Below are 19,159 nucleotides of genomic sequence, written 5' to 3' on the forward strand. Positions count from 1 at the left end.
AATACTATACAATTAATTAGTAATGAGGAGTGGTTGAGTTGAGTACACAACAATTAGGAATCCCATTAGAGGGATTTGCGGAATTTAGTAGAGAAGTAGCAGCACAAGGTGCAGTACTTTTGAAAAATGAAGGGTATGTTCTTCCTCTTAAAGACGAGGATAAAATTGCAATTTTCGGAAGAACTCAAATTAATTATTACCGTAGTGGTACGGGTTCTGGTGGTAGTGTTAATGTTACACATACAACGAATCTATTAGACGGTCTTCGTAGTAAGAGTAACGTTACAGTTAATGAACAATTAGCTTCTACATATGAGCAATGGATTGAACAAAATCCTTTCGATAATGGTGGAGGCGGTTGGGCTGCTGAGCCATGGTTCCAAAAGGAAATGCCATTATCAGATGAGATAGTATCAGAGGCAAGAAGTAATTCAAGCAAAGCAATTATCGTTATTGGACGTACAGCCGGGGAAGATAAAGATAATGCCAACGAGCCAGGAAGCTATCAATTAACAGCTGATGAAAAAGCAATGTTACATGTCGTAACAGCACATTTCGAGCAAACGATCGTTGTATTGAACGTATCGAATATTATTGATATGAGTTGGTTGAATAATACAAGTTACGTTAACCCTATTTCAACGGTAATCTATGCATGGCATGGTGGCATGGAGGGTGGTAACGCAATTGCTGATGTATTAGTTGGAGATGTAACGCCTAGTGGTAAACTAACAGATACCATTGCATATACAATTGAGGATTATCCCTCAACTCCTCAATTTGGCAATGAGACTACGACCATTTATGAAGAAGATATCTATGTTGGCTATCGCTATTTCGAGACATTTTTCCCTCAGAAAGTTCAGTTTGAGTTCGGTTACGGTATATCCTATACGAATTTTGACATTGCTCAAGTAGAAGCGAAGTTAGCTTCGCAAGCGGGTGTCGATGCTATTGAAATTAGCGCTACGGTTACTAATACGGGCAATCAATTCTCGGGTAAAGAAGTTATCCAAGTTTATTATGAAGCACCACAAGGTAAGTTAGGTCAGCCAGTGAAGGTACTAGCAGCGTTCGGTAAGACGAAGGAACTTCAACCAGGAGAAACTCAAATATTGACGGTAAGTTTCCCGGTTAACTCTATGGCATCATATGATGATAGTGGTGTTACAGGCTATCGTTCTGCTTATGTATTAGAGGCAGGAACATACAAGTTACATGTTGGTAACAGCGTGAAAAATACAGTAAACGTTAGTCTAGAAGGTCAAAGCGGTTATGTTGTGGAAACGATTCAACTAGTTGAGCAACTAACTGAAGCATTGGCACCAACAGAAAGCTTTACAAGAATGGCACCAGGTTCATTGAAGGCAGATGGAACGTATGAACTTATCTCTGTTGACGTGCCAACACAACAAATTTCGTTAGCACAACGTATTGAACAGAACTTACCGAAAACAATCGAGCAAACGGGAGACCAAGGATATAAATTACAAGATGTTTACGACAAAAAAGTAAGTATCGAAACATTTATTGCTCAGCTTAGTGATCAAGACCTTGCTGCGATCGTTAGAGGTGAAGGTATGGGTAGTCCGCTTGTAACACCAGGAACAGCTTCTGCTTTTGGTGGAATTAGCGATAATCTTTACAAGCTTGGTATTCCGGTTGCTTCTTGCGCAGATGGTCCTTCTGGTATTCGTATGGACAGTGGACATAAAGCAACACAAGTTTCAATCGGAACGTTGCTTGCTGCAACATGGGATACAGAATTAGTTGAAAGACTTTACGTAATGGAAGGTCAAGAACTGCTTAGAAATGATATCGATACTCTACTAGGACCTGGACTAAACATTCGCCGTAGTCCACTTAATGGACGTAACTTTGAGTATTTCTCAGAAGATCCGCTAGTATCCGGTGCTTTTGCTGCGGCATGTACAAGTGGCATTAAAAAAGGTGGATCTAACGCTACACTGAAGCATTTCGCTTGTAACAATCAGGAGCAATACCGTACGAAGGTTGACGCTGTTGTATCTGAGCGTGCACTACGTGAGATTTACTTAAAAGGGTTTGAAATTGCCGTAAAACAAAGCGGAGCAAATTCAATTATGACTGCTTATAACCCGATTAACGGACATTGGACTGCATCTAACTATGATTTGACTACAACGATTCTTCGTGAAGAATGGGGCTTCAAAGGCATTGTGATGACAGACTGGTGGGCAGTTATGAATGATGTTGTCCATGGTGGAGCACCTAGTATGAAGAACACTAACTTTATGGTGCGTGCACAAAATGATCTATACATGGTCGTTAATAACTATGGAGCTGAAGTTAACTCCTTGGATGACAATACAATCGAATCATTAGAGAACGGTACATTAACAATTGGTGAATTACAGCGTAGTGCGATAAATATTTGTGAGTTTATTATGAACTCTATTGTATTTACAAGAGATTACGTCATTGAAGATGTTGTTGCGAAAGTAACAGCTAATCCTTCTCTTACTCCAGTAGAAATTCAATCTTTATCTGATAATGCACAAATTAAACCTGCCGTGAATGAAGCTATCTATATGAAGGTAGATGAAGCGGGTGAGTATCGTCTTATCGTTAATATTATGTCGCAGGAATTTAATACAGCTCAATCAGCAACTAATGTAATGATGAACGATCAGTTAATGACGACAATTTCAATGAATGGAACAGAAGGTAAATGGGTTAAGCAGAAGCTGATAAAAGTAGATCTAGAAGTTGGTCTATATGAGATGAAGCTTGATTTTGTTAAGCCGGGGATGCAAATCGAATGGATTGAGTTCAAGCAACTGTAAGAACGGTAGTTCAAAAAGCGGACTTTGATGACGATGGTAAAGCTAACGTAGCATAGTCGACGGCGAATATGAAGCGAACTTGGGAAGTGCGGTCCGCGTGTACCAATAACGTACACTTGCGTTTCCACCTTCCGCAAGTAGCGCTTCATCTTCTTGGACCTGAAAGCCCGCATTTTGAACCTTTAAAACTCAAATACGCAAGGGATTGCTTCCTATAAGGAAACAGTCCCTTGCGTATTTTTATTTATACAAAAAGTTAAGTATTCAATGAATTCTCTTCTAGAACGGAATATTTATCGCCGTATTGTCTAATAATATGTTGCTCGCCCCAATTACATAGCGAATCTAATATGCTGCTGAGACTTGTTCCATAGTCACTTAGTTCATATTCAACTTTCGGAGGAACTTGGTTGTAACTAATTCGATTAATGATGCCATCGGCTTCTAATTCACGTAATTGTTGCGTTAACATCTTCTGTGTAATGTGAGGCATCAATTGTTTCAATTCCGTTGTCCGTTTCTTTCCATGCGTGAGATGGCACAAGATTACACATTTCCACTTTCCACCAATGACTTCAAGTGTTGCTTCGACTGAAATATTATATTTTTTCTTAATCATTGTATGCCTCCAGATGTTTAGGTACTTTTAAGTGCCTACAGTACTTTAAAGTGCGTACTGTTATATTTGTTCGTTTTATCCTATCATAGCATTAACGAGCGATGATAACTACTTCATAACTCGATACGATATTGATGTAAATAATGGAGGAAAAGATAATGGTTAATAATTTACAAGATACAACAACGCTTCATAACGGAGTGAAAATGCCGATGTTAGGACTAGGAGTATTCCTAGTAGAGGAAGGCGCTGAGTTAGAAAATGCAGTGAAAACAGCGATTCAACACGGATACCGCAGTATCGATACTGCAGCTATTTATGGTAATGAAGAGGGAGTTGGACGTGGAATTCGTCAAGGCTTAGAACTAACAGGTCTTTCAAGAGAAGATATCTTTGTTACGTCTAAAGTATGGAATGCTGATCAAGGTTATGAGTCAACGATCGCTGCGTATGAGACAAGCTTGAAAAAGTTAGGTCTTGAATACTTGGACTTATATCTTATTCATTGGCCAGTAGCAGGTAAATTCACTGAATCATGGAGAGCGTTAGAGACGCTTTATAAAGAAGGTCGTGTGAAAGCAATAGGTGTTAGTAATTTCCTTATACATCAGCTTGAAGAAGTTATGAAAACTGCAGAGATTAAACCAATGGTCAATCAGATGGAACATCATCCGCGCTTAATTCAAAAAGAGTTGCAAGCATTTTGTAAGGAAAACGGCATTCAATTTGAAGCATGGTCTCCATTAATGCAAGGTAAGTTATTAGATAACGTTGAACTTGCAGAAATCGGAGCGAAGTACGGTAAAACTATAGCTCAAGTTATTTTGCGATGGAATTTACAAAATGGCGTCGTTACTATTCCAAAATCAACAAAAGAGCATCGTATTGTTGAAAATGCATCATTATTTGATTTTGAACTGACAAAAGAAGATATGGAGTGCATTGATGGATTAGATCAAAACGAACGCGTCGGTCCAGATCCTGATAACTTCGATTTTTAATCATATACAATAAAGCATGTTTATAGGGCGATTGCTTCTCAGATTATAGTTGAGGAGTAATCCCCTTTTTGATTTTCCTTACATAGAACGTTAGTATAAGTTATGTTACGATAAGGATTACTGATAATATAAAGCTGGAGATGAAACATACTATGGACGGAAAATTAAGAAGTAATATTAAGCCAGGACTTGAAGTGGATATCGTATTAAAGCAGGACCAACGCACGGGGAAGACTTCACGTGGAATAGTGAAAGATTTGCTAACGAATTCACCGCAACATCCGCATGGCATTAAAGTTAGACTTGAGGATGGCCGAGTGGGTCGAGTTCAACATATTGTAAATGGTTAACTGATAATAGCAATAATAAAGGTCAACTAGAGCAACTTTATAATGTAAGTTGCTTTGTTGACCTTTATATTGTAGGAAAAGCTCAAACGATTTTCATTTGTAAAAATTGTTTGAACAGCAGACGTTGCTACCGGGTTAAAACTTTACATAAAATCAAAGAAATAACGAATAACATGGAAAAATACAGGTGAAGTATAAGTTAAACTATCAATTCTACTCAAGTGACTCTTTTTCAACGCCTCGATTTTGTTGTCATCGCCAAGTAGTAAATCTCTCTTCAATACAGAAACGGTTAGACTGCCCAAGAAACCACTTAAGCTAATAAGCATACCAGATAAAATTCCGAATGTCAGGTCTAGCGGTGTTAGGTAAGGATAGATAAAGAATGATACAACGGTCGTCGCCACAAATCCACATGTGAAACCAGCCCAAGTTAGATTAGGATTAGCTGTAGGAACGACTTTTCCTTTACTATAATATATCGATGTTAAATTATGCACAACATCATTAAGTTGCGTCAAGATAACAAGATACAACACTAGCCCAGCCCCATATTGTGGCGTTGCAAATTGGAAATATGCTAGGTGGCTTAGACCGAATACCATTAGCATAAGTCCCCATTGAACCGAACTGATACTGCGGAGAAATCCGACTGTACCTTTATTAATTAATCGGGGGATAGGTAGTAATAAGAATACATAAATAGGGATAAATATAATGAACATTCCATACCATTCAATAAAGATCCAATAAAATTGCAAAGGTATAGATAAATATGCCCAAAGATATAATCTTCTGTCTGCTTTGCTCGATTTTATCATAGAGAAATATTCTTTTAGTGCAAAGAAGGTAAGTCCCATTAAGGAAATGAGCGATACTACCGGATTGAATAGAGTAGCCAAACCAAAAATGATAAGCATCCCCCACCACATTTTGATGCGAGATCCAATATTTTCGTAGTCTTTAATCGGTTGTACTTTGCGTATTACAACATAGAGTAATTGAATTATTGCGACGGCTGCTATTATTATTTCTAACTTCCATAGTGAGTTATTCAGTGCTAATCACCAACTTAATAAGAGATACGATTCCATAAAAGGGATCATATGTTATTATGAAGGAAATATACAATCTTGATAAGGGGTTATTTTAGGAATGTCAGATAATCGATCAATTTATATTTTACTTACCAATACAGGAACGTTATTTACGAAAGTTATTCAAGGTTATACGAAGGCTCCCTATAACCATGCTTCGATATCATTTGACCGACAACTAACTGAACTGTATAGCTTTGGGAGAAAGCATCCTAATAACCCTCTCAACGGTGGATTTGTTAAGGAAGATCTTAAGAATGGCACATTTAGCAAATATCCAAATACGACATGTGTGATCTACGAGCTTCAAGTATCTGAGCGTGAGGTAGTGAAAATGAAGCGAGTTTTACATATTTTTATTCGTAGTGATAGAAAATATCTCTATAATATTTTAGGCGTGATTGGTATCGCGCTCAAAGAGCCGGTTGAATTTAGTAACTCTTATTTTTGTTCACAATTTGTAGCGGAAATACTGGAGCGTTCAGGTATTAAGTTGTGGAATAAGCTTCCAGCATTAGTTACACCAGATGATTTTAGGCAGAGTGAGAAATTAGACTTAATTTACGAGGGTAAATTAAGTCAGTACAAATATGAATAGAATTTTTATTATCTATATTACAATCAGTTACCGTATGTTATGCGATAGCTGATTTTGCTTTTGTATGCCCCTTCATGTTAAAAGGTATAGGTTTGTTAATTCAGGGTAACGTAATGTGAATGGTGAATTACAATTGAAATGGAGGATGATTATGGATTATAGAAATATAACGGTTGCAGGCAGTGGTGTGTTAGGGAGTCAAATTGCTTATCAAATCGCATTTAAAGGGTTCAATGTATCGGTATATGATATTAACGACGAAGTGCTGGAACGTGCTAAAGAAAGAATTATACAGTTAAAACCGCGCTATCAAGAGGATCTAGCAGCTACAGAACAAGAAGTCAATTCAGCATATGATCGGATTTCTTTTTATTCTGAGTTAGCTAAAGCGGTGGCGGAAGCAGATCTTGTCATTGAAGCAATTCCTGAAGTAGTGCAATTGAAAATAGATTTCTATGAGCAGTTAGGTAAAGTAGCCCCTCAAAAAACGGTCTTTGCTTCGAACTCTTCAACTTTATTACCTAGCCAATTTGCCGAATCTACAGGTAGACCGCAGCAATTTTTAGCGTTGCACTTTGCTAATGAGATTTGGAAAAACAATACTGCTGAAATTATGAAACATCCAGGTACAGACACGAAGATTTTTGAAGATGTTATTGCATTTGCAAAAGCTATTGGAATGGTTGCTTTGCCTTTGCATAAAGAACAGCCTGGTTATATTTTGAATTCATTATTAGTACCTTTACTAGATGCGGCACAATTACTTCTTATAAAAGAAATTGCTGATGTAGAAACGATTGATAAAACATGGATGGTAGGAACAGGAGCACCGCTCGGTCCGTTTGCCATACTCGATGTTGTAGGAATTAACACAGCGTATAATATTGGACTAGCTAAAGCAAAAGCTACGGGCAATGAACAATACGAAAAAATAGCTAACTTATTAAAAAAGGAATATATCGATACAGGAAAGCTTGGAAGAGCTACTGGAGAGGGCTTCTACAAATATCCTAATCCTAATTTCTTGAAACCAGAATTTCTGATATGAAAAATGATTAATGAATTACCCCTATACCCAAGTGACACAATCAAGGATTAACATAAACCAAGGGCTGCGTCCTCTCACCATTCAATGGAATGTGAGAGGGCGTTTGCTTTTAAAATATAGTGCAGGACAGACTGTTTGTTATGTGTAAAAAATACAGTAATGGATGATATTAAATAGATTGCCAGTTATCACACAATGTTGTAATATAAACATTAATAAATAATGGTTATATTAATTATATTTACATTAATCATTAATAGGAAAGTTCATGTAGGGGGGAACAAACATGGAATTTAATGTAGGCGCTTTCAATGAAAGGGATAAAGAGAGAATAGTAACATCAAAAGGTAGAGGTGGATTTCTAAATTCAATAGGAACAAAGTTGTTTTTGTTTTTTTTCGTAAGTATTGTATGTGCGGTTATAGCAGTAGGAATGATTTCTTATTCTGTATCGAAAAATGCGATGGAAACAAAAGTAGCGGAGGTTTCTACACAAAGCTTACAACAAACATCAGAGAAACTAGATTATTTATTGAATTTCTATGAGAATATTTCAGTACAACTTATACTAGATCAAAATTTAATGAGCGATCTGTCCTATCGATTGAACTTAATTGAATCAGGAACGACTGAAAACAGAATGGCTACTGAGGGTAAAATTTTTGAGAAACTTAAGCAAGCAGCTACAACCAATGGTGTATATATTCACTTGTTTGACGAAAAAACTTATACCCAATTAGATACAGGTAGAGATTATAATTCAGCGTTTTTTACATCCAATAACGGCAATGTCAAAATAGATTTTTATAAGCCTTATTTTGAACAAATTATTGCTGGAAACGGAAAAGTTAGTTGGCTTGGGGCTATTGAAAAAGGAGAAGAAGGTAAAGAAGTTAATTACATATCCATGGGTAAGATGATCAAAACAAATTCCGGTAATTATTTACTATTTATCGAATTCAAAGAAGATGTTATAGCTGGAGCATTGGAGAATTCTGCAGTAAGCGCTGGGCAAATGCCAGAGTTGGTTGAGGCTAGCGGCGAATTGGTCTACTATGACAAAACAAACGTTAAAATAGTTGAAGCAAAAGATATCAAAATAGATGAGGCATTAGATGCAAAAGATGAAGCATCAGAGAAACGAACGCATTCTAATATAACGATTCCTACTAATAAACAAGCCGAACCCGATGGTTCATTTATTAAAGACGATGCTCTAATTGTATATAGCACATCTGAACGCACGGGTTGGAGATTGGAGCAATCTATTCCGATTAAAGATCTAACTAAAGGGATCAGTAGTATATTGACGGTAACATTATTAAATATAGCAGGCGCCATTATCATTTCAATAATATTAGGAGTTATTATTGCTCGGATGATAGGGAGACCAATCAAGGAAATTGGAAACTTAATGGAGAAAGTTGAACAAGGTAATCTCTCTGTACGAATGAACATACAACGAAAAGATGAAATTGGTGCACTCGGTGAAAGTTTTAATAATATGGCCGATAATGTAGCTAAGTTAATATCGAGAACTAGTGGAGCGTTAGATTATGTGCTATCAACATCTAACCAATTGCAAATGGTATCTAAGCAAATGGATATTTCGGCTAGAGAGATATCCATTGCTACTGATGAAATTGCAAAAGGAGCGGACGAGCTATCCACTCAATCTGAAAGTGGAAGTTCACATGCGTTAGCGATACAAGATGAAATGATTGTTCTTGTACAAAATAATATCGATATGCAGCAACAAGCAGTCGCTGTTAAAGATGAGAGTCGTAGTGGAATTGTTCAAATGAATTTGCTTTTGCAAAAGACGAATGACGGTGAACAATTAACAAAAGGAACGGTCGATCGAGCTGAGAAATTGATGGATAGTACAAAAGAAATTAGAAAGATACTTGTGTTACTTGATGATATTGCAAAGCATACCAATTTATTATCACTTAATGCAGCAATTGAAGCATCTAGAGCGGGTGAGCATGGTAGAGGCTTTATGGTTGTAGCTAAGGAAATTAGACAGCTTGCTGACCAATCTCGTGGCTCTATCATTGTTGTAAGTGAAATTATTGGTACGATTGTAAGTGAAATCGAGCAAACCGTGCAAGCAATGAATGCGAGTTACCCAATCTATCAGGAACAAATCTCAGTTGTTAAACGAGTAGATACAATATTCAAAACAGTAGACGGTAGGATGAATGAATTTGTAGATAAAATCGAGCATGCTTCTTATTCCGTTAATAATTTGCAGACGGCTCAATCTACGTTATCAGAGATGATTCTACACGTAAGTGCTACTGCCGAACAATCTACCGCAATATCTCAAGAAGTAGCTTCATCGTCAAGTAATCAATTATCGATTAGCGAGGATCTTATTGAAACTGCACAAAGGTTGAATGAATTGTCTATAGAACTGAAGGAGATTTTATCTGAATTTGAAGTATAAATCAACTTGAAACGTCGTGTAAGGGCTATTGTCCTGCACGACGTTTTATTATGAAATAAGACTATGAATAGTATAAAAATATGATATATTTGGTTGGAGATACTAAAAAGGAGAGCCATCACATTCATGAAGATTTCGTTAAAACATTTAATATTGTCTGTAGCGTTGCTATCCGTCATATTAACACTATTTAGCAGTACCTCATCGGGCTATAAGATGAGTAAGAAAACTTTAATAGATAACACATTAGAAACTAATCGCGTGTACGCTCAAAAATTAGCAAATACGACAGATGTATTTTTTCAGATGACGCTTCAAACGTTGGAATTAAGTGCGAAAGATATTGCCTCTTTTATGAAGAATTCAGATGCTAAAGATAAGTTGCTTAAAGAGACTGAAAGACTCAAACATCAAACTGATACCTTTAACTCCGTTATTATAGTTGATGGGGAAGGGGAAATCGTAGCGACCTCACCTCAAACACTTGATTTAGTTGGTAAACTTATGGATTCTGAAGGTGGAAAAGAAGCATTACGAGAAAAAAAACCAATTGTATCAAAACCGTACTTATCGATTACCGGACGATTAATTATTTTCATTTCTTATCCTATTTTTGATGAGGAGCAGAATTATCTAGGTCTTGTTGGCGGTAGCCTATACTTAAAAGAAGAAAATATACTTAATCAAATACTAGGGCAGCACTACTATCAAGATGGATCATATGTATATGTTGTAGACAAAGATGGTCATATTATTTATCACCAGGATCAAGATCGAATAAATGATCAGGTATCAGATAACCCAGTAGTACAACAATTAATGAACAAGCAAAGTGGAGCAGCTCGTGTTGTAAACTCACAGAATGTAGATATGCTTGCTGGTTACGCTTATATTCCGATGGTTGGCTGGGGAGTTGTCTCACAGCGACCAGCTGAAGTCGCGTTAGTTCCAACGACAGATATGATGGAAGAAATGATTCTAACATCGTTGCCTTATCTATTGTTATCATTGTTTATTATTGCATTAATCTCTCAGTTAATAGCTCAGCCATTGCAAAAACTTGCTGGATTTATTGAATCTAGTACCGAGAAAAACCAGAATGAAAGTTTGAACAAAGTAAGAGCTTGGTATTATGAAGCGATTCAATTAAAAAAGGCATTAACTTATAGTCTTGGTTTTTTGCATGAAAAAGTAGATTTTATTACGCATCAGTCCAACACAGATCCATTAACTAAGCTGACGAATAGAAGAACATTAGATGAACAAACTCAAAAATGGACCAATAACGGAACAGCTTTCTCGATTGTTATTTTGGATATTGATCATTTCAAACGAGTAAATGACACGTATGGTCATTCAGTCGGTGATGAAGTATTGAAGTTTTTAGCAGACAGAATGAGGGAAGTCGCGAGGAAAGATGATATTTGTTGCCGCTATGGTGGTGAAGAATTTGTGTTGCTCCTTCAGCATATGAATGAGGATGAAGCTTTTGAAGTAGCTGAAAAATTAAGAAGAACGATAGAAAGTACATTAAGTCCTTGCGGTGATTATATTACGATATCTGCAGGAATCTCTGCCTATCCAACTACGACAACGAACCTTTCAGATTTATTTGATGCGGCTGATCAATGTTTATATGAAGCGAAAAATAGTGGAAGAAATCAATGTATCGTTAAAGGTAATGAATCATAGAATAGGCATGGAGCGGTACCTTTGCTTGAGAACAGCAAAAGTGCCTTTTCTGTACGTACAACAACATAGAGTATAATAATCTTGTGAGAGTATAACCTAATCTTACATAACGATCTAGAAAGGATTAAACAATGACTAACAAAGACGTACCATTAGATGCAGGTTGGAATTTCGATACTAGCTATATTGATTTACCTCAATCACTTTATACAATAATTAATCCAACGCCAGTAGGGTCACCAAAGCTAGTTATTATAAATGAATCATTGGCAACGTCGTTAGGCTTAGATGCAAAAGCACTCGTAAGCGAAGAAGGTGTAGCAACGTTAGTGGGTAATATCATTCCAGACGAAGCAATACCTCTAGCTCAAGCTTATGCGGGACACCAATTTGGTCATTTCAATAGGTTAGGTGATGGAAGAGCGATACTATTAAGTGAGCAGATTACTCCGCAAGGCGAACGTGTTGATATACAGCTTAAAGGTTCTGGTCCCACACCCTATTCTAGGCGAGGTGATGGTAGAGCTGCCCTAGGACCGATGTTACGTGAGTATATTATTAGTGAAGCTATGCATGGATTGGGTATTGCTACTACTCGTAGCTTAGCGGTTGTTGCAACAGGTGAAACGGTGATACGCGAAACGAATTTGCCAGGTGCTGTACTTGTTCGTGTGGCAGCTAGTCATCTCCGAGTAGGTACGTTTGAGTATGTATCACAATGGGGTGATGATGAAGAGCTTAAGCAACTGGCGGACTATACGATAAAGCGTCATTATCCTTATATTGCTTCAGATGACAATCGTTATCTGCACTTACTTGAGGAAGTCATTAAGCACCAAGCTCATCTAATTGCTCAGTGGCAACTAGTAGGTTTTATTCATGGTGTTATGAATACTGATAATATGGCTATTAGCGGCGAAACAATTGATTATGGTCCATGCGCGTTTATGGATAGTTATGATCCTGCAACAGTATTCAGCTCTATTGATCGAGAGGGACGTTATGCTTACGGGAATCAACCATATATCGGTAGTTGGAATCTTTCACGATTTGCTGAAACACTGCTTCCATTACTTCACAACAATCATGCTGAGGCAGTTGAGTTAGCGCAAACTGCGTTATCTCACTATGCAACGGAATATTTTGATCGTTGGCTGGCGGGAATGAGAGCGAAACTCGGATTATTTAACGAAGAGGAACAAGATGAAGCATTAGTTAAAGATTTACTTGGCATCATGCACAAATACGGAGCGGATTATACGAACACATTTATTGCGTTAACTTTTAATCAGCTTGAAGATTCAGTACTTGTGGATAAGGAAGATTTCCGACAATGGTATACGAATTGGCAGGAGCGAGTGGGGAGGCAGCCACATTCAACAGAAGCAGTCCAACAGTTGATGCGTAATAGCAATCCAGCGATTATTCCTCGTAATCATCGAGTGGAAGAAGCATTAGATGCTGCCGTTAGACATAGCGATTATTCTGTCATGGTGAAACTACTAGAGGCGCTATCTAGTCCATACGAACATTCGGCTAAGCAAGCGGTGTATGCTACTTTGCCTGATGAGGAATGCGGGCCATACCGAACATTTTGTGGAACATAGTTCATAACTGTGGACAGGAATCATCCCACTCATGACGAAAGAGTAGAGTAGAACATTAATGAATGGAGAATATAACAATATGTCTAGTTTGCCAAACTGCCCTAAATGTAATTCTGAATACACATACGAGGATGGAAATATGTTGATCTGTCCAGAATGTGCTCATGAATGGACGTTGGAATCGGAAAGCGACAATACGTTGGGTACCGAGATTGTAAAAGACGGGAACGGAAATATTTTGAATGATGGTGATACTATTACGATCATCAAAGATCTTAAAGTAAAAGGAAGTTCTTCCGTTTTGAAAATTGGTACGAAAGTGAAAAATATTCGATTGGTCGATGGCGATCATAATATAGATTGTAAAATTGATGGTTTTGGAGCTATGAAGCTGAAGTCCGAATTTGTAAAAAAAGTATAACTTTGTGGACCATTCATTTATCGTTGAGTGGAGCTAGCATTACAGTTACAATAATACAGCAAAAGGCTATCCTCAGTATGATCGTTATTGATCGTACTGGGAGATAGCCTTTTTTTATCAATGACATGAATAGACACATCTATAAAAATTATTTCACTTTAATATTACCTGATTTCGTATTAATTTTGATGATCTCTGATGAAGTTCCTATTGAGTCAGGTGCATGAATATTTCCTGAATTTGAGCGTAGCTCATAGAAGCCGCTAAATCCTTCAGCAGTGGTAAATGTCACATTACCTGATGCAACAGTAACATCTGCCGCATGGGTTGTCGATTGTGAAATAGCTACGTTACCCGAGCTGCTTTTTGCAGTAACTTCACCGGATAAATTATCGATTTTTATGTTTCCTGAGTTAACAGATGTTTGAAGATTACCGGTTACAGTATCAGCATTAATATTACCTGATTTCGTAGATAGCAATACATCGTCAGCTTGGATATTTTCCGCCTTAAGATTACCAGAATACGTAGTTATTGTTGCTTGTTCTGCTATTACATTTATGACGTTAACATTTCCAGACTTTGACGTAAATGTTGCTTGTTTTGCAAGGACTTGATCAATATTAAAGTTTCCTGAATTAGTCCCAATATCGACAACATCTAGAATATGATCCTTGGGAAGAGAAATTGTAATATGAATTTTTGTGCTTTTAAAATTCATGTTAAAAATTTGAAATTTAAAATCAGTCGCTAGATCTAATTCATATTTGTTATCTACAATGGATGCCAAATTAATTTTTTCAATGGTTTCTTGATCGGTATTTCCATTAACTAGTATTGAGCCTGTATTACTGTCACTATTTACGAATTTAACATCCAAATCATTGGATGTACCAATAATCGTAATATTATTTAGAGTTTGAGCATCGAAAGTCCATTCTTTTTCAACATTCATAATCGTTTTGTCATCCATTTCGAATTTATTAAAAGTTAAACCGGTGATACCGACCACAATTAGAATGATGGCGGTAAGCATCCAACGTTTTCTCATATTATTTTCCTCCTTTAATGACGCGAACGTTCCAGTGATAGTAAGACTTCGTAATGCTCAAAAGCATTTTGCCAAGATAAATGCATGCAGCGCAGAGTAAGAGACCCAATCCAGAAATCGCTAATGCGGCAAATAGTTGACCGGGAATGAATTGGCTGGTGATCGTAAAATTGAATAAAACTAACACAGGTGCAATAACCATAATAGCCGCACTTAGCGATAGGGAAAGCCAAGTAACCCAAATCGATAAAGCAAGTGGAACGACCGCAAATACAAAATTGAGAAAGAACAATCCGATAATCGCAAAGACAGTTCTGGTTGCTGACTCTGACTTTTTAATTTTAGAAGGAGGATTTCGTAGATATTCCTCCCTAGCTTCTTGTGCCAACTCTAATGGATTACCAAGCTCAAGTGAAATTTCTTCTTCTGTCTTGCCTGCTTGTACTCCGAATGCGAAATGAGTTTCGTAATCTTCTAATAATTCATTTTGTTCCTTTATGGGCATAGACTTAAGTTCCTTACGAAGTATTGTAAGAAATTGATCTTTATTCATGGGTGGCACCATCCTCCAATAGACTAGAAACATCATTCACAAATTGATTCCATTCTTTAAGCATTTCATCCATATATTGCTCACCATTAGCAGTGAGCTTATAGTATTTTCTAGGTGGTCCTTCAGTTGATTCCTGTAAATACGTTGTACAGCGTCCCTCAGTAACTAATCTCCGCAATAGAGGATAGAGTGCTCCTTCTGCAACCTGTACATAGTTAGACACTTGTTGAACAAGTTCAAAGCCATAGCGCTCTTTTCTATGAATAAGCACTAACACACAAAGCTCTAATACACCTTTCTTAAACTGTACATTAATTTCCATAGCGTAACACCACCATTCAACGTTCATAATAGTTAGTATATATTATTGTTCAGTACTGTTTATTGTTCACTACCTAATTATGATTGTAACCGGTAGTAGTGAATAATGCAAGGTACTGCTGTAAATATTATGCTATACATCCATATAAGTATACTAGTGACTGCTATTATCTGATAAAATTAGTACAAAAAACCGTCATGATGTATGATCATCATGACGGTTATAATTTTCGTGTAATACTACGTAGCCTAATTCTAATGACGCTTGTACGTCTATAATTCTCTGATTCGAAGAGCCTTTATACCTAAGTATGGCCGATTTCTTATGCTCAATAAATCGACCATCCACTAAGATGTCTATCCAATTTAATAACTCTAGTTGGTATTGTCGCTGAGGATTCGAGAGGGCATGAAGTTGCCCCCAAGTGAAGCCTGTATATGCCCAAACATCTTGTCCTAGTTGCTTGGCAGCTTGAGCAATCGGTACCAAAGCTTCTGCTTGCAGAAAAGGTTCTCCTCCTGATAAAGTAATTCCGCTTTGAAGCTTCGTGCTTTGTATTTGCTCAATAATACAATCACTATCGATTTCATAGCCACCGCGTTCATCATGCGTTTGTGGGTTATGACATCCCCTGCAATAATGCTTACAACCTTGGGCCCATATGACCATTCTCAGACCAGGACCATCAACAATACTATCTATAGTAAGTGGTGCAGCTACTCTTAGCTTCATCAAATTCACCCTATTTCGTTAGTTATGTTTTACACGGTCATCAACTTCTGATTTCTTAGCATTGTTGAAGCGGTCTAGTGTTCCCACGAGATAACCAGTAATTCTTCTAATTCGTTCAAATTTTACAGTGTCATCATCTTCGTTTCTACCACATTGAGGACAAATATTCGCTTTAATAACTCCTGAAAATCCGCAAGAAGGATCACGATCAATAGGGTGATTAATGCTACCGTAGCCGATTCCTGATTCTTTCATCGTTCGAATAATGGTCTCAAAAGCTTCAATATTATGAACAGGGTCGCCATCTAATTCAACATATGTAATATGTCCTGCATTTGTTAGTTCGTGATAAGGTGCTTCTCTCGTAATCTTGTCGTATGCTGTTAATGGATAATAGACAGGAATATGGAATGAGTTCGTATAATAATCGCGATCAGTAACTCCAATAATGGTACCGTATTGCTGACGATCTATAGTAGTAAACCTACCTGATAGCCCTTCAGCAGGTGTTGCAATTAATGAAAAATTAAGTTGATATTGATTGGCTGCTTCATCCATACGCCGTCGCATATGTGTAATAATACGAAGACCGAGTTGCTCTGCCTCTTCACTCTCACCATGATGTTTGCCTATTAACGCGGTTAGGCATTCCGCTAATCCGATAAATCCAACCGTTAATGTACCTTCCTTAATAACATCTGCGATTGTATCATTCCACTCTAAATTTTCAGAGCCTCGCCATACATGTTGCCCCATTAGAAAAGGGAAGTTTTTCACACGCTTTTTTCCTTGTAACTTCATCCGATCCAATAGTTGTTCTATCACAATATTAATCTGTTGGTCTAATGCTTCAAAAAACTGTTGTAACATCGGTTCACGATTAGAGATGATACCATGTTTAATGGCTAGACGCGGGAGATTAATCGTAGTGAATGAAAGATTACCTCTTCCACTAACAATTTCATCTCCATAGATATTACCTAGCACTCTTGTTCTACAACCCATATAGGTTGCTTCCGTTTCTGGTCTACCTGCAATATAATGCTTAGCGTTGAATGGAGCATCAAGAAAGCTGAAGTTAGGAAATAAACGCTTAGCCGATACACGACAACTCAGTTTAAACAGATCATAGTTTGGATCACCAGAATTATAGTTAACCCCTTCTTTAACTTTGAAGATTAGTATTGGAAATATCGCTGTTTCGCCGTTACCTAAACCTTCTTCAACAGAAAGAAGAAGATTTTCCGATATCATTCTGCCTTCTGCGGATATATCTGTACCAAAGTTAACACTGGAAAATGGAACTTGAGCCCCCGCACGAGAATGCATCGTGTTTAAATTGTGAATAAAGGCTTCCATAGCTTGATATGTTTTACGATTTGTTTCACGATAAGCCTCTTTGTAAGCGAATTGTTGAATCTTATTGGCAGTCGATTCATCAAGAGAATACAAATGAATCAGTTGTTCTAGTTCGAACGCTTTATACTGCTCAATCATATCAATTTGCAACATATGGCTACATTCTGACTCCATTTTGTGAACCCAATGCTTCATCTGTAATAACTGTTCATCACTAAGTTCAAGGAGAAGTTGTAATGCTTGTCGTAAATAATTAGCATAGCTTTTCTTGAACGTTTTACGCACACCATCAGATAAGCCATAATCGAAAAAGGGAATGCTTTGTCCACCGTGCTGATCGTTTTGATTACTTTGAATAGCGATTGCAGCTAATGCTGCATAACTTATAATGTCGTTAGGTTCTCTTAAAAACCCGTGTCCAGTGGAAAATCCATTAGCAAATAGTTTCTGCAAATCAATCTGACAACAAGTTAATGTTCCCATATTCATAAAATCCAGATCGTGTATATGAATATCGCCATGTTCATGAGCATAAGCGTGATGCGGCTGTAACACATGAGTTTTACAAAATTGTTTGGACACGACACTACCATATTGGAGCATAGTTCCCATAGCGGTATTTCCATCAATATTGGCATTTTCTCGCTTACTATTTGTCGTCTCTGCATCGGAAAATGTAATTTCAGCAATGATTTCCATCAGTTTGCTATCGTTATTAATCAAGTGATGACCTCCCATAATGATAAAAACAGCTCGTAACACAACATTAGAAAATGTTATTCAGTGTGAACGAGTACAGTCGAAATAATAATTAAACACTATATGTAGTTGTTATTATTGTATTTAGATACTATATGTATTATATCTTATAAATTTTGAATGTTAAGTCTAATTAGACTACAATAATGATGATTCGATATTTAGACACATCATGCGAGTGAGAATAGTTAGTTGTAGAGAAATGTTCAAACATTTCATATAAATAAGTTAAGTATGTGAACATGGGATAAAGAGAGGATGAAAAAGATGGAACAACCGATGATGGTCGCTAGAAATGGTGTGATTACTAGCATTAGAAAGATCGGAAAGTATAAGTCGATTCAGATAGACGGAATAGGAGTGAATGGTGTCGTTCTCAATGTTGATGAGAATACAATCATTCGTAATCAAGCTGGCGAAATAATTGGTTTAGATGATCTAGCAATTGGAATGGTTATTCATGTTCAACATAGTTTAGCGATGACAATGAGCTTACCACCTCAAACTTATGCGTACAGTATTAACATACAATCTTCATAATGCTAAGTGGGCAGCATCACCGTAAAATCTTCATAACGCTAAGCGGACAGCTAATATCTGTCCGCTTTTTTGTTAAGCAAAAAACGATAGAATCATCGTACTGCTCACGTCGTGATTTTAGAAATGCACTGTA

The 19,159-nt window shown here is 37.1% G+C and carries 17 protein-coding genes; 10 read left to right on the forward strand and 7 right to left on the reverse strand.

Translation table 11 applies throughout. From position 1 onward, the window contains the following. Window positions 1-38: 38 nt before the first annotated feature. A complete protein-coding gene (locus tag NV377_RS15475) occupies window positions 39-2,825 on the forward strand; it encodes a glycoside hydrolase family 3 protein (RefSeq protein ID WP_258201690.1) in 2,787 nt (928 codons plus the stop codon). Between the two features lie 256 nt (window positions 2,826-3,081). Here NV377_RS15475 and NV377_RS15480 read toward each other — a convergent pair whose 3' ends face one another. After that, a complete protein-coding gene (locus tag NV377_RS15480) occupies window positions 3,082-3,444 on the reverse strand; it encodes a winged helix-turn-helix transcriptional regulator (protein WP_258201691.1) in 363 nt (120 codons plus the stop codon). 158 nt (window positions 3,445-3,602) lie between these two features. Here NV377_RS15480 and NV377_RS15485 point away from each other — a divergent pair, with 158 nt between their 5' ends. Both NV377_RS15485 and NV377_RS15490 read left to right on the forward strand, forming a co-directional pair. After that, window positions 3,603-4,445, forward strand: coding sequence for an aldo/keto reductase (locus NV377_RS15485; RefSeq protein WP_258201692.1), 843 nt, complete (start codon window positions 3,603-3,605; stop codon window positions 4,443-4,445). A gap of 152 nt (window positions 4,446-4,597) precedes the next feature. Continuing rightward, the gene (locus NV377_RS15490; protein WP_258201693.1) at window positions 4,598-4,795 is read left to right on the forward strand and encodes a YwbE family protein; all 198 of its coding nucleotides are present in this window, start codon (window positions 4,598-4,600) and stop codon (window positions 4,793-4,795) included. A 143-nt stretch (window positions 4,796-4,938) separates the two neighbouring features. Here NV377_RS15490 and NV377_RS15495 read toward each other — a convergent pair whose 3' ends face one another. After that, window positions 4,939-5,853: a phosphatidate cytidylyltransferase gene (locus NV377_RS15495; RefSeq protein ID WP_258201876.1), complete on the reverse strand. Its 915-nt coding sequence runs from the start codon at window positions 5,851-5,853 to the stop codon at window positions 4,939-4,941. Between the two features lie 97 nt (window positions 5,854-5,950). Here NV377_RS15495 and NV377_RS15500 point away from each other — a divergent pair, with 97 nt between their 5' ends. The 6 genes from NV377_RS15500 (at window position 5,951) to NV377_RS15525 (ending at window position 13,710) form a co-directional block, all read left to right on the forward strand. Further along, window positions 5,951-6,490 carry a hypothetical protein gene (locus NV377_RS15500; protein ID WP_258201694.1) on the forward strand — a complete coding sequence of 180 codons (540 nt, stop codon included), beginning with the start codon at window positions 5,951-5,953 and terminating at the stop codon, window positions 6,488-6,490. Window positions 6,491-6,641: 151 nt separating this feature from the next. Then, window positions 6,642-7,538, forward strand: coding sequence for a 3-hydroxyacyl-CoA dehydrogenase (locus NV377_RS15505; protein WP_258201695.1), 897 nt, complete (start codon window positions 6,642-6,644; stop codon window positions 7,536-7,538). Window positions 7,539-7,824: 286 nt separating this feature from the next. Next, window positions 7,825-9,990 carry a methyl-accepting chemotaxis protein gene (locus NV377_RS15510; protein WP_258201696.1) on the forward strand — a complete coding sequence of 722 codons (2,166 nt, stop codon included), beginning with the start codon at window positions 7,825-7,827 and terminating at the stop codon, window positions 9,988-9,990. A gap of 126 nt (window positions 9,991-10,116) precedes the next feature. Continuing rightward, window positions 10,117-11,682: a sensor domain-containing diguanylate cyclase gene (locus NV377_RS15515; protein WP_258201697.1), complete on the forward strand. Its 1,566-nt coding sequence runs from the start codon at window positions 10,117-10,119 to the stop codon at window positions 11,680-11,682. A 131-nt stretch (window positions 11,683-11,813) separates the two neighbouring features. After that, window positions 11,814-13,289 carry a protein adenylyltransferase SelO gene (locus tag NV377_RS15520; protein ID WP_258201698.1) on the forward strand — a complete coding sequence of 492 codons (1,476 nt, stop codon included), beginning with the start codon at window positions 11,814-11,816 and terminating at the stop codon, window positions 13,287-13,289. A gap of 79 nt (window positions 13,290-13,368) precedes the next feature. Next, on the forward strand, window positions 13,369-13,710 hold the full coding sequence (locus NV377_RS15525) for a zinc ribbon domain-containing protein YjdM (RefSeq protein ID WP_258201699.1): 342 nt from the start codon (window positions 13,369-13,371) through the stop codon (window positions 13,708-13,710). A 148-nt stretch (window positions 13,711-13,858) separates the two neighbouring features. Here the strand turns inward: NV377_RS15525 and NV377_RS15530 are convergent, their stop codons facing one another. From NV377_RS15530 to NV377_RS15550, 5 genes are all read right to left on the reverse strand, one after another. After that, the gene (locus NV377_RS15530; protein WP_258201700.1) at window positions 13,859-14,761 is read right to left on the reverse strand and encodes a DUF4097 family beta strand repeat-containing protein; all 903 of its coding nucleotides are present in this window, start codon (window positions 14,759-14,761) and stop codon (window positions 13,859-13,861) included. 1 nt (window position 14,762) lies between these two features. Beyond that, window positions 14,763-15,314: a DUF1700 domain-containing protein gene (locus NV377_RS15535; protein WP_258201701.1), complete on the reverse strand. Its 552-nt coding sequence runs from the start codon at window positions 15,312-15,314 to the stop codon at window positions 14,763-14,765. Then, window positions 15,307-15,636: a PadR family transcriptional regulator gene (locus NV377_RS15540; protein WP_258201702.1), complete on the reverse strand. Its 330-nt coding sequence runs from the start codon at window positions 15,634-15,636 to the stop codon at window positions 15,307-15,309. Before NV377_RS15540 ends, NV377_RS15535 begins: the two co-directional genes overlap by 8 nt. Window positions 15,637-15,831: 195 nt before the next feature. Beyond that, entirely contained in the window at window positions 15,832-16,368 is a 537-nt protein-coding gene (gene nrdG / locus NV377_RS15545) for an anaerobic ribonucleoside-triphosphate reductase activating protein (RefSeq protein WP_258201703.1), read from the reverse strand. A gap of 18 nt (window positions 16,369-16,386) precedes the next feature. After that, window positions 16,387-18,426, reverse strand: coding sequence for an anaerobic ribonucleoside triphosphate reductase (locus tag NV377_RS15550; protein WP_373425824.1), 2,040 nt, complete (start codon window positions 18,424-18,426; stop codon window positions 16,387-16,389). A 327-nt stretch (window positions 18,427-18,753) separates the two neighbouring features. Between NV377_RS15550 and NV377_RS15555 the strand changes: the two genes are divergently transcribed. Next, window positions 18,754-19,026: a hypothetical protein gene (locus NV377_RS15555; protein ID WP_258201704.1), complete on the forward strand. Its 273-nt coding sequence runs from the start codon at window positions 18,754-18,756 to the stop codon at window positions 19,024-19,026. The last annotated feature ends 133 nt before the right edge of the window (window positions 19,027-19,159 follow it).

The sequence above is a fragment of the Paenibacillus endoradicis genome (genome assembly GCF_024721975.1).

Excerpts from the sequence above, each read along its gene's own strand:
- NV377_RS15480 (WP_258201691.1), bottom strand. The coding sequence starts at position 3,444 with ATGATTAAGAAAAAATATAATATTTCAGTCGAAGCAACACTTGAAGTC.
- NV377_RS15485 (WP_258201692.1), top strand. The coding sequence starts at position 3,603 with ATGGTTAATAATTTACAAGATACAACAACGCTTCATAACGGAGTGAAA.
- NV377_RS15490 (WP_258201693.1), top strand. The coding sequence starts at position 4,598 with ATGGACGGAAAATTAAGAAGTAATATTAAGCCAGGACTTGAAGTGGAT.
- NV377_RS15500 (WP_258201694.1), top strand. The coding sequence starts at position 5,951 with ATGTCAGATAATCGATCAATTTATATTTTACTTACCAATACAGGAACG.
- NV377_RS15505 (WP_258201695.1), top strand. The coding sequence starts at position 6,642 with ATGGATTATAGAAATATAACGGTTGCAGGCAGTGGTGTGTTAGGGAGT.
- NV377_RS15510 (WP_258201696.1), top strand. The coding sequence starts at position 7,825 with ATGGAATTTAATGTAGGCGCTTTCAATGAAAGGGATAAAGAGAGAATA.
- NV377_RS15515 (WP_258201697.1), top strand. The coding sequence starts at position 10,117 with ATGAAGATTTCGTTAAAACATTTAATATTGTCTGTAGCGTTGCTATCC.
- NV377_RS15520 (WP_258201698.1), top strand. The coding sequence starts at position 11,814 with ATGACTAACAAAGACGTACCATTAGATGCAGGTTGGAATTTCGATACT.
- NV377_RS15525 (WP_258201699.1), top strand. The coding sequence starts at position 13,369 with ATGTCTAGTTTGCCAAACTGCCCTAAATGTAATTCTGAATACACATAC.
- NV377_RS15530 (WP_258201700.1), bottom strand. The coding sequence starts at position 14,761 with ATGAGAAAACGTTGGATGCTTACCGCCATCATTCTAATTGTGGTCGGT.
- NV377_RS15535 (WP_258201701.1), bottom strand. The coding sequence starts at position 15,314 with ATGAATAAAGATCAATTTCTTACAATACTTCGTAAGGAACTTAAGTCT.
- NV377_RS15540 (WP_258201702.1), bottom strand. The coding sequence starts at position 15,636 with ATGGAAATTAATGTACAGTTTAAGAAAGGTGTATTAGAGCTTTGTGTG.
- nrdG (WP_258201703.1), bottom strand. The coding sequence starts at position 16,368 with ATGAAGCTAAGAGTAGCTGCACCACTTACTATAGATAGTATTGTTGAT.
- NV377_RS15550 (WP_373425824.1), bottom strand. The coding sequence starts at position 18,426 with ATGGAAATCATTGCTGAAATTACATTTTCCGATGCAGAGACGACAAAT.
- NV377_RS15555 (WP_258201704.1), top strand. The coding sequence starts at position 18,754 with ATGGAACAACCGATGATGGTCGCTAGAAATGGTGTGATTACTAGCATT.